Annotated in this window: 10 protein-coding genes and 1 pseudogene; 4 read left to right on the forward strand and 7 right to left on the reverse strand. The window is 66.6% G+C overall.

Going from position 1 to position 10873, the window contains the following annotated elements; translation table 11 throughout:
* The first annotated feature begins 286 nt into the window (after window positions 1–286).
* Complete coding sequence (locus AC3WLY_RS20070; RefSeq protein WP_010089673.1) at window positions 287–994, forward strand: MgtC/SapB family protein; 708 nt, start codon at window positions 287–289, stop codon at window positions 992–994.
* A 45-nt stretch (window positions 995–1039) separates the two neighbouring features.
* On the opposite strand, the gene AC3WLY_RS20075 is transcribed toward AC3WLY_RS20070, so the two are convergent.
* Window positions 1040–1759 (reverse strand): autoinducer binding domain-containing protein, encoded by a 720-nt coding sequence (locus tag AC3WLY_RS20075; RefSeq protein ID WP_175959395.1) that lies wholly within the window; start codon window positions 1757–1759, stop codon window positions 1040–1042.
* A gap of 73 nt (window positions 1760–1832) precedes the next feature.
* Here AC3WLY_RS20075 and AC3WLY_RS20080 point away from each other — a divergent pair, with 73 nt between their 5' ends.
* The 3 genes from AC3WLY_RS20080 to AC3WLY_RS20090 all read left to right on the forward strand — a co-directional run bounded on the left by AC3WLY_RS20080 (window position 1833) and on the right by AC3WLY_RS20090 (window position 3912).
* Window positions 1833–2276, forward strand: a complete 444-nt coding sequence (locus AC3WLY_RS20080; protein WP_175959396.1) for a DUF4902 domain-containing protein — start codon at window positions 1833–1835, stop codon at window positions 2274–2276.
* A gap of 211 nt (window positions 2277–2487) precedes the next feature.
* On the forward strand, window positions 2488–3096 hold the full coding sequence (locus AC3WLY_RS20085; RefSeq protein WP_072442486.1) for an acyl-homoserine-lactone synthase: 609 nt from the start codon (window positions 2488–2490) through the stop codon (window positions 3094–3096).
* Between the two features lie 51 nt (window positions 3097–3147).
* Window positions 3148–3912 (forward strand): hypothetical protein, encoded by a 765-nt coding sequence (locus tag AC3WLY_RS20090; protein ID WP_492310887.1) that lies wholly within the window; start codon window positions 3148–3150, stop codon window positions 3910–3912.
* Between the two features lie 438 nt (window positions 3913–4350).
* Here the strand turns inward: AC3WLY_RS20090 and cysS are convergent, their stop codons facing one another.
* The 6 genes and pseudogenes from cysS to AC3WLY_RS20120 all read right to left on the reverse strand — a co-directional run bounded on the left by cysS (window position 4351) and on the right by AC3WLY_RS20120 (window position 10840).
* Complete coding sequence (gene cysS / locus AC3WLY_RS20095) at window positions 4351–5733, reverse strand: cysteine--tRNA ligase (protein WP_175959398.1); 1383 nt, start codon at window positions 5731–5733, stop codon at window positions 4351–4353.
* A gap of 77 nt (window positions 5734–5810) precedes the next feature.
* Entirely contained in the window at window positions 5811–8015 is a 2205-nt protein-coding gene (gene scpA, locus AC3WLY_RS20100) for a methylmalonyl-CoA mutase (protein WP_175959399.1), read from the reverse strand.
* Window positions 8016–8058: 43 nt separating this feature from the next.
* Window positions 8059–8571 (reverse strand): VOC family protein, encoded by a 513-nt coding sequence (locus AC3WLY_RS20105; protein ID WP_492310517.1) that lies wholly within the window; start codon window positions 8569–8571, stop codon window positions 8059–8061.
* Between the two features lie 57 nt (window positions 8572–8628).
* Window positions 8629–9396: pseudogene (locus AC3WLY_RS20110) on the reverse strand (thioesterase II family protein); the annotation flags it as partial.
* Window positions 9303–10565 (reverse strand): beta-ketoacyl synthase N-terminal-like domain-containing protein, encoded by a 1263-nt coding sequence (locus AC3WLY_RS20115; protein WP_492310514.1) that lies wholly within the window; start codon window positions 10563–10565, stop codon window positions 9303–9305. The pseudogene AC3WLY_RS20110 and the gene AC3WLY_RS20115, both read right to left, overlap by 94 nt.
* The gene (locus AC3WLY_RS20120; RefSeq protein ID WP_492310513.1) at window positions 10562–10840 is read right to left on the reverse strand and encodes a phosphopantetheine-binding protein; all 279 of its coding nucleotides are present in this window, start codon (window positions 10838–10840) and stop codon (window positions 10562–10564) included. The genes AC3WLY_RS20115 and AC3WLY_RS20120 overlap by 4 nt, the downstream gene beginning before the upstream one ends.
* Between the last annotated feature and the right edge of the window lie 33 nt (window positions 10841–10873).

Below are 10873 nucleotides of genomic sequence, written 5' to 3' on the forward strand. Positions count from 1 at the left end.
GCATGCGCACGCCGCCCACTAGAATGCCGCCCATTCTTTCTTCAGGAACCATCGTGGACAGTTGCAGCACTCCGTTGCGTGCGCCGCTTGCCGCCTGAACGCCTGTCCGACGCAGTTCTCTCCTGCCCCGGCTCGCGTTCCGCGAGCCCGCACGCCTACCCGTTTCACACTGAATGACGCATACGCGCGGTACAGTACCGCGCGATGACGGCTATCGTCGCGTCGCCTTCGGCATTGCGCCGCGGCGATACGAGCCGGCATGCGCGCCTTGCACGGCAGGACAACCATGACTTTCGATTTCGCACTCCGTCTTTTCACCGCGTTCGCCTGCGGCGTCGCCATCGGCCTCGAACGCCAGATGCGCCAGCGCACGGCCGGCCTGCGCACGATCACGCTCGTCGCGAGCGGCGCGTGCCTGTTCGTCACGCTCGGCGTGCTGACCGGCAACGGCGTCGCGGGCGTCACGCAGATCGCCGCGTACGTCGTGTCGGGCGTCGGCTTTCTCGGCGGCGGCGTGATCATGCGCGACAAGGGCTCGATCCAGGGCATCAACACGGCCGCGACGCTGTGGTGTTCGGCCGCCGTCGGCGTGCTGTCCGGCTCCGGCCATTACGTGCCCGCGCTCGCCGGCACGGGCGTCGTGCTGCTCACCAACACCGTGCTGCGCGGCGTCAGCCAGGCGATCAACGCGACGCCCGTGTCGAACGCCGATCTCGTGCGCGAATACCAGATCACCGTGATCTGCCTCGCCGCCGACGAAGTGCACATCCGCACGCTGCTGTCGAACTCGATGTACGCGAAGCCGCTGTCGTTCCAGAGCCTGACGAGCGAGGACGTGCCCGACCAGCCGGACCGGCTGAAGGTGACCGCGACGCTGAAGCTGCATCCGAAGGATCAGCAGAAGCTCGAGCAGATCGCGAGCCGGATGAGCATGGAGAAGAGCATTTCCAGCGTGAGCTGGACCGCGAAGGAAGCGGAGCCGTTGATGGAGTGAGCGGCATGGCGGCCGCCGGATTCGGCGTCGCCGCCCTCGCTCGCGTCAGGGTGCCTCGATGAGCCCGGCCGAGATCGCCTTGACGACCGCCTGGACCTTGTTCGTCGCGCCGAGCTTCTCGAGGATGTTGTTGACGTGGAAGTTGACCGTCCGCTCCGAGATGCTGAGGATCTGGCCGATTTCGCATGCGGTCTTGCCTTCGGCGGTCCAGCACAGCACCTCGCGCTCGCGCGCGGTCAGCGTGACGCCCGCCGCGGGTGACAGCTTCGGCACCATGAAGCGGCTCATCAGCGAATGCGACAGGTTCGCGAGCCAGTTCGTCTGCAGCGTCAGCATATTGATCTCGGCCGGCGTGAGCCGGTCGGCGTGGCGCGCGATGCTCAGCAGCCCGAACGCACCGCGGGCCGCCCAGCTCGACTGCGCGACACCCACCGACAGCCCGAATTCGCGCGCGTCCTGCCACAGCGGGTTCGGATCGATCCGGTCGACATCCGGCCAGACGATCATGTTGGTGCTGTGCGCGCCGTCGCGCACCGTCGAATCGATCTCGATGTAGTTCCGCGCCTGGTAGTGCGCCATCCAGCCATCCGGATAGGTATCGAAGATCGCGACCGACGGTTTCGACACCGGCAGCGGCACGCGAATGCCGTAACAGCAATATTCGAATCCCAGCCGTCTGGAATAGGCGGCGATCCGCTGGAAGAGCTGCTGCTCGTCTTCCGCGGCGCTGAATTGTTGATAGGCATCCTGCCAGCGCAGTTCCATTCGTTCTCCGACAACGTCACGCTGTCATACTTGTCAGGTGCCAGCTCCAGTTCGAGGCTGATACATTCCGCGCATGACTTCACCTTTGCTGCACCCGGTCCCCGGCCCGTCCCCGGACGGCTACGTGCGCCTGTCAGAAGGCGCACTGGCCGCGCTTGTACTCGATCATGTCACAAGCGGCCTCGATACATCGCTGCTCGCGGAACTGCGCGACAACGCGATCGACGCACGCCTCGCCGGCTATACCGAATGGCAGCGCACGGCCCGTGCCGGCGTCCCTTACGTGACGGTCGGCTGGGACTGGTACCTCGAACGCGCAACGGGCACGTTCGTCATCACCGGCGGCGACGTCCGCAGCAACGTAATGGCCGTCGACGCCACGGGTGCCGACATCGGCATGTTCCGCACGGCCGCCGCGCTCGTCGCGCGGCTCGCCTGCATCGACTGGCACGCCGCAGTCGCGTCGGCCCTGCTCGGTCGCAACGACGCCTATCATGCCGGTCCGACGCTCCAGTGACAACCGGCAGCGCATTCATCTGACAATTTCCATGATGCTGGCGCTCTTTATAAGCAAAAGCGCCCGGTTTTTCAATCCCGTCGATCAAGAAACCGTTACCACGTCCTAAATGGCGTCTTTGCGCCGCCCAACCTGTAAGAGTTACCAGTTACCGCCTCCTCGTGCCGCGCGATGTAATGCGTGCATACAAAAGCACAAATCCGAGGACACCATGCGGACCTTCGTTCACGAAGAAGGGCGGTTGCCACACGAACTTGCAGCGGATCTCGGGCGCTACCGGCGCCGCGTGTTCGTCGAACAACTCGGTTGGGAGCTCCCGTCGGCGAACGAAAGCTTCGAGCGCGACCAGTTCGATCGTGACGATACCGTGTACGTGTTCGCGCGAAATGCCGGCGGCGACGTGTGCGGATGTGCGCGCCTGCTGCCCACGACGCGCCCGTATCTGCTGCAGTCGCTGTTCGCCGACCTGATCGCCGCAGACATGCCGCTGCCGCAATCGGCGGCCGTCTGGGAGCTGTCCAGGTTCGCGGCGACCGACGACGAAGGCGGGCCGCGCAATGCCGAATGGGCCGTGCGACCGATGCTCGCGGCCGTGGTCGAATGCGCGGCGCAGCTTGGCGCGCGGCAGTTGATCGGCGTGACATTCGCGAGCATGGAGCGGCTGTTCCGCCGGATCGGCATACACGCGCACCGCGCAGGCCCGCCGAAGCAGGTGGACGGACGTCTGGTGGTCGCGTGCTGGATCGATATTGACCCGCAAACGTTTGCGGCACTAGGAATCGAGCCGGGGCAGGCAGCCCGGCAAGCCATCGCCGCCTGAGCCGGAACGCGCGTTTCCGTCCGGGCGGCATCGTAACGAAGGAGAACCAACGTGGACCAGTCTCAGGTCTTTCGCGCGATGATGCCCGGGTTGACGAGCGCCAACGGCGCCCGCATCGCGGTCGCCTATCCGTCGTTTCCCAGGCCGCTGCCGCTCGTGCGGCTCGACCGCCGCGGGCTCGTGTTTCGTGCCGCCGGCGCCGCGCCGCTCGTCTGCGGGCTGCCGCGCGCGGCGACGCTGCTGGTCGCGGACGAGCCGCTTTGCTCGCTGCGCCTCGTGATCCGCGATATCGCCCCGGCCGGCGAGGGCCGCCACGACCTGACGATGCAGCCGTCCGGCGCCGCCGGCGACGAATTGCTGTGGCATGCGCTGCGCGACCACGCACCTTACCGGCAGATTCAACACCCGCTCGCGCCCGTCGGCGCGCCCCTCGCCGCGGCGAGCGAACCGCACGCGGCGGCCGGTGAAGCCGGGCCGCGCCCGGCGCGGCGCGCGGCGTTCCGCCTGCCGTGCCACAGCGACGCGCTGTTCTTCGCGGACTGGCTCGAATATCACTTCGACGAGTTGCGCGCGCTGTCGCAACAGCACGGGCCGCAACTGCAGCTCAACCAGCTCGAGCGGCAGGTTGCCGACGACGAGGTTGGCGTGCGCTTCGTCTACGACATCGACGGACACGCGACGCGGCATGCGCTGACCGACTGCGCGCGCGAGGCCTGTGCGTGGATCGAGACGGAAATGCGCGACAAGTACGCGCTGCCTGTCGCGCAGGAACGGTTCGGTGCGTTTGCGGCGCACGCGCGGGCTGGCGGAATGTGAGTGCGGTATCGGTTGCATCGACGCGAGGCGGCCGGTACGGCAGCAAGTTGCATCGATACAACGGGGGCTTGCCAACCCTCGGGTTTTCCCTTAAATTCACGTTTGTCTCCTCCATGTCTCCAAACATGGATTCAGCCCGCTCAAGCAGCGGGCTTTTTCTTGCCTGCGTGAATTGCGGGGCCGCATCGCCTTCCGTTCCGGCTAACCTGTCGGACGTGCACTGGCCGGCGGCGACCAGTAATGGCGCACCGCCCCTGGCAGACCGACGGCAAGGTGCGGCACCTGATCGCACGCAAGCTCGTCGACCGGACCGAGCTACTCGGGCGCTGTGACCCTAGCCCACTCATTGCCACCGTAAGGACCGCGACGGCGGACGCAGAATAGGTGGCACCGACTGATCCGTGCCGGCCGACCTACAGTCGCAGCCCGTGCGAATGCTTACCGACGCCGAACCCGCGTCCCCCCCGCCCCCCCGCGATCCTCGACCGCATAGCCCAGCGTCTCGATCTCCGTACGTAAAGCATCCGACCGGCCCCAGTCCCGACTGGCGCGACTCGCAGTCCGTGCCCGCAGCAGTTCACGCACCGGTTCCGGGATCGCTTCATCGGCTTCGGGGCTCCATTGCGAGAGGCATAAGCCGAGCACGGCATCGACTGCAGCGAGCGTGGCCTTCTTGCGCGCATCGGGCAGCGCGCTTTTCAACAGGTCCCACACCAGCGCCAATCCGTTCGCTGTATTCAGATCGCGATTCACCTCTGCCCGGAATCGCAGAACGAAATCGGGGTCGGCATCGCCACCAGCCGGGAGCTCATGGAATTTTTCACGGAGCCGACTTAGCGCCGCGCTTGCGCCCTGCAACGCGCTCCAGGAAAAATTGAGGTGGCCGCGATAATGAGCGCCCAGGCATAGATAGCGAAAAGCAAGCGGATCGATGCCCTCGTCGGTCAGCGATTGCAATCGCAGGAAATCGCCGCCCGACTTCGACATCTTCGCCTTGTCGACCTGCAGGAAGTGACCGTGCAACCAGAAGTTCGCGAGCCGTGTGCCGTGACGCGCCTCGTTCTGCGCGATCTCGTTCGTATGGTGAACAGGAACGTGATCCTCGCCGCCGCAATGGATATCGAACCATGGACCGAGGTACTTGCACGACATCGCCGAACATTCGCTGTGCCATCCCGGAAACCCGGTTCCCCACGGGCTGGCCCATTCCATCTGACGCTGCTCGCCCACGCGACTGAACTTCCAAAGCGCGAAGTCGGTTGCGCTGCGCTTTTCGCCCATCGAGACGCGTGCGCCGGCGTTGAGTCCGGCCTTGTCGAGCCTGGCGAGATAACCGTAGCCCTCCTGCCGCGACGTGTCGAAATAGAGACCATCCGGCGTGCGGTAGGTATACCCGCGTTCGTCGAGCGATTCGATCAGTGCGATCTGCTCTTCGATATGGTCGGTCGCCTTGCACCAGATCGTCGGCGGCTCGATATTGAGCAGCCCGAGATCAGCGATGAACGCCTCGGTGTAGCGTTCGGCGAGGGCCCAGGCCGAAACGCCGCTGCGTCGGCTCTGACGCTCGACCTTGTCCTCGCCTTCGTCCTGGTCGGACAGCAGATGGCCGACATCGGTGATATTGACGACATGGCGGACCGTATAGCCGTTGAATTCGAGGGTCCGGCGCAGGAGATCCTCGAACAGATAGGTTCTCAGATTGCCGATATGAGCATGGTCGTAGACGGTCGGACCACAGCAATAGAGCCCGACCCAGTCCGCATGAATCGGACTGAACGGCCGCAGCGAGCGCTCCCAGGTGTCGTAAAGAAGGATGTCCATCGTATCGCGGTAAAGGGATAAGGAAGGCGGGGGCAGGCCCGACGGCACCGATGCCGCAACCGCCAGGCCGCCGTCGATTAGCCGGATATCGTGTCGGTAACGGGCGGCGCATCGGTCCAGCCCGCCACGCGCGGGTCCGAGGCCATGCGCGCGCCGAGTTCGGCTTCGATCCGGCGCAGCATGATCGTCGCGAAATCGACGATCGGCGTTCCCGGGCCGAAGATGTCCGCGATGCCGAGACGACGGAGTTCCGGATGGTCCGAATCGGGAATCACGCCGCCGAGAAAGACAGGCAGCCGGTACGGCAGATGTCGGTCCATGCCGTCCATCAGGGCCGGAATCGAGACACCGTGTCCTGCCGTCAGCGATGAAATGCCGATCGCGTGAACCTGTTCGCTTAACGCGATCCGGACCACTTCCTCGGCGGTCTGGAACAGCGTTCCCGTCACGACGGAAAAGCCAAGATCCTTAAGGGCGCCCGACACCACGCCGATCCCACGGTCATGACCGTCCTGGCCGAGCTTTGCCATCAGAATGCGCGGCGGGCCGTCGTTCCTGGCCGAGAACCGCGCGATCGCCGCGACGAGCTGTTGCCATCCGGCATCGTTCACGAACTCACGTTCGTAGACGCCCGCGAGCACCTCCGTCCGAACCGAATACCGGCCCCACACGGCCTCGATCGCGGCCGAGATCTCGCCGACCGTCGCGCGAACGCGAGCCGCCTGGATCGCCGCATCGAGCAGGTTGCGCCGGCCGCGGTCGGCCTGCCCGCGTGCGGCCGCGTCGCGCAACGCGGCCAGCGCGGCATCGACATCGCGCTGGCTGCGCGTTTCCTTCAGGCGCCGCAAGCGTTCGACCTGCTCGCTGCGCACCGCGCTGTTGTCGATCCTGCGCACCTCGGTCTCGCAGTCCAGGGTATCGGGCCGGTATTTGTTGACGCCGACGATCACATCCGCGTTCGAGTCGATCCGCGCCTGCTTGCGCGACGCATCGTGGGCGATCTTGCGTTTGGCCCAGCCCGATTCGATCGCGCCGATCACGCCGCCGAGCTGTTCGATCTCGTCCATGACCTGCGTGACCTGGGTGACGATATCCTGGGTCAGTGATTCCATCATGTACGATCCGGCCCACGGATCGACCACGCTCGGGATCCGCGTTTCCTCGCGAATGATCAGCTGCGTGTTGCGCGCGAGGCGCGCGGAAAACGCGCTCGGCAGCGCGATCGCCTCGTCGAGCGAGTTGGTGTGCAGCGACTGGGTGCCGCCGAACACGGCCGCCATTGCCTCGATCGTGGTGCGCACCACGTTGTTGTACGGCTCCTGCCGAGTCAGCGACCACCCCGAGGTCTGACAGTGCGTGCGCAGCATGCGGGAGCGTTCGCTGGCCGGATTGAACTCGCCGACGAGTTGCCACCAGAGCTGGCGTGCGGCGCGCAACTTCGCGATCTCGAGGTAGAAGTTCATGCCGACCGCGAAGAAGAAGCTGAGTCGGCTCGCGAATTCGTCGATGGCAAGACCGCGCGCCAGCACGCTCCTCACGTACTCGCGCGCGTTGGCGAGCGTGAACGCCAGCTCGACCGTCGGCGACGCGCCCGCCTCATGCATGTGGTAGCCGGAGATCGAAATCGAATTGAACTTCTTGAGGCGGGTCGCGCAGTATTCGATCACGTCGGTGGTGATCCGCATCGACGGGCGCACGGGGTAGATATAGGTGTTGCGCACCATGAACTCTTTCAGAATGTCGTTCTGAATCGTTCCGGTCAGCGCGGATTCCGCGACGCCCTGCTCCTCGGCCGCGACGATGAAGCAGGCCATGATCGGCAGCACGGCGCCGTTCATCGTCATCGAGACCGAAATCCTGTCGAGCGGTATGCCGTCGAACAAGACCTTCATGTCCTCCACGGAATCGATCGCGACACCCGCCATCCCGACATCGGCGGCGACGCGGGGATTGTCCGAGTCGTAGCCGCGATGGGTCGGCAGATCGAAGGCGACCGAGATTCCATCGACGCCGTCCCGAAGCGCGTTGCGATAGAACGCGTTCGACTCCTGCGCGGTTGAAAAGCCCGCGTATTGGCGGATCGTCCACGGACGCGTCGTGTACATCGTCTCGTACGGGCCGCGCAGATACGGTGGCGCGCCCGGCAAGGTGTCCTGAAACGGCAGCCCCGCCGTGTCCGCCGCGGTATACACCGGCTTCAGCGGGATCTGCTCCATCTCGCGCTGCAGCGCGGCAAGGTTCAGCGCCGCTGCCGGCGCGCCCGGATCTCGATTGTCAGGCATGGTTGTTCCTCCATTGGGACTTCGGGTGACGCGACGGCGCCGCTTACGCCGGCTGCCGGACGCGTTCGTCGCGGGCGTCGTGCCTGGCCGCCGGCACGGCCTCCACGAGTTCGATCAGGACGCCTTCGCCACCCAGCGGAAACTGCGCGCTGGCGGCCGGATGAATGAAGGCGACGCGCGCACCGCCGGCGCCGCGCCGAATCCCGCCATCGGCGAATCGCACGCCTTGCGCGCCCAGCCACACGACGGCTGCATCGAGGTCGCTGACGGCGAGGCCGATATGATTGAGCGCGGGGCGAGTCACGTCGGGTTTGCGCGCCGGGTCGAGCGGTTGCATCAGGTCGATCTCGATGGCCCCGGCGCCCGAACCCGCGATCAGGATGTCCTCGTCCACGTTTTCGGCATCGCTGCGAAAGCGCTCGGCCACCGACAGCCCCAGCAGGTTCACCCACAGATTCGTCAGGCGCGCCTTGTCGGGACCACCGATCGCAACGTGATGCACGCCCAGCACCGTGAATGGCCGCGACGTCTCGCGTGGCGCCGCGACGGCCGTCATCCCGCGCAGATGCGCGCCGACGAGCGCGAGCAACGGCGCGGGCGACGCCTGCAGGTAGAAGTGATTGCCATCGAGCAGGTGGTGCGAGAACGGGCCGCTCGTCACTTCCCGCCAGGCCAGCAATTCGGACTCGGTGACCTGCGGATCACGGTCGCCGGAAAACGCGACGATCTCGCAAGCGAGCGGCGGCCCGATCAGGGGCGTATAGCGCTCGTTCAATTCGAAATCGGCGCGCAGGCTCGGCGCAAACGTCTGGAAGATCCCGCGGTCACGCAACACTTCCTCGGGGGTGCCGCCGAGTTCGCCGATCGCGTCGGCAAAGGCCGCGTCGTCGAGGCAGTGAACCGGCGGCCGCGGACTGCGCAGGTGGGGCGCCCGGCGTCCCGAGACGAGCAGCGAGCGCGGGGCGCGGCCGAGCCCCGCCACGCGGCGCGCCACCTCGAACGCCACGATCGAGCCCATGCTGTGACCAAACAGCGAGAACGGCCGGTCCAGATACGGCATCAGCGCGTCGACGAGCGGATCGATCAGGTCCTCCATGCGGCGATAGGCACGCTCCCGCATCCGGGCCTCGCGTCCGGGCAGCAGCACCGGGCACACTTCGATCTCGGGCCCGAATGCGGTGCGCCAGGGCGCATACAACGCCGTTCCGCCGCCCGCGTGGGAAAAGCAGATCAGCCGTGTCGTGGCGGTGTCGGAATAAAGCGGGCGCCCGCCGATCCAGCTTGTGTTCATGGGTGGGATTCCTGGGGAAGCGTAAAAATCTGGGATGAATTGATACCGCCGAAGCCGAAGCTGTTGGACATCGCGGCGACCGCCCGGCATGTGTGCACATGCGTACCGACCCAGTCGAGGCGATCGTCGACGGGCGTGTCGAGCGCCGGATTGCCGTGCGCGAATCCAGCGCGCATCTGCAGGACGAGCGCCACCGCTTCCAGCAATCCGGCGCTGGCCAGGCAATGACCGAACAGCGCCTTCGGCATGTTGATCGCCGGCCGGCAACCGGCCTCGGCGAACACTTCCGCGAGTGCTGTCGCCTCGATCCGGTCGCCGAGCACCGACGCGGTTCCATGCGCGCTGACGAGGTCGATCGCGGCGGCATCGAGGCCCGCCTGCGACAGCGCGCGCCGCATCGCGCCCACCTCGCCCTGCACGCTTGGATTCGTCGAGCGGTTCGCGTCGAGCCCCATCGTCGCGGCGGCGAGGCGGGCAAGCGTCCGGCCGCCGCGCCCGCGCACCGCCGCCTCGGGCTCGAGCACCATCGCAGCGCTGGCCTGGCCATAGACGAAGCCGGCCGCCGCGCGGTCGAACGGCCGACAGACGCATTCGCCGGCCCGCGGCGCCGGGCCCCGGTACATCGCACCGGCCGCCGCCAGCGCCTGCAACTCGGCGCCCGACAGCATCATCGGCACGCCGACCACCAGCACGGCATCGACCTCGCCACTGAGCAGCGCGCGCCGCGCATGCGCGAGCGCGATCCCGCCGCTCGCCGACGCGCCGCCGATCGCATAGCCCTCGCCTCGGATGCCAAGCGCCTCGCTGAGCGCGCCGACATGATCGGTGTCCATGAAATCGCTCGCGTAGCCGGGCCGCACCGCGCGCCCTTCCATCGCGCGCGCCATCGACTCCGCGACCCCCTGCTGATCGAGATTCGTCCCGCTGACGATCAGCGCGACACGATCGGCGGCGGCCAGCGAGCCCGCCTGGCACCACGCCTGAGCGGCGGCCAGCAACGTGGCGCGGCGCGCCTGGCCGGCCCGATGCGCGCTCCGCTGCAGGCTGGCTGCCAGCGTGGCGTCGATGCCGAGCGCACCCGCATCGCGGCCGATGTCGCAATCGGGCAGCGGCGCGAGCGCGCTCGCCGGCAGGCTGGGGTCGGCACCGGCTTCGATGCCGACGCGGCCCGCGCGCATGGCGTCGAGCAGCGCAGCGGTCCCGAGACCGCATGCGCCGACCGCGCCCAGGCCCGTCACGGCAAGGGCAGGCGCGGTCAATTGCGACGCCCGATGAAGCCGCACAGCAGCGCGACGAGGCCGCGCAGGTCGTGAACCGCGCTGAATTCCGTCACGGGAATATCGAGCTGAAGATCGTCGAGCGTCTTCCAGACGATATCCATGCGGTCGATGCTGTTGCAGCCGTAATCGGCCAGTTTCCCGGCGATCGATACCTGTGCGGGATCGATGCCGGGCATGAAGTCGGCGATATTGCCCGCGATCACCTGCAATACCGTGCCTTCCAGATCCTGTCCCACTGGGATGGCTTGTGTCATGTTGTCGTTACCTCTCGTTGTTCGTCGAAGCGG

This window comes from Burkholderia sp. FW306-1C-G01B (genome assembly GCF_058781685.1).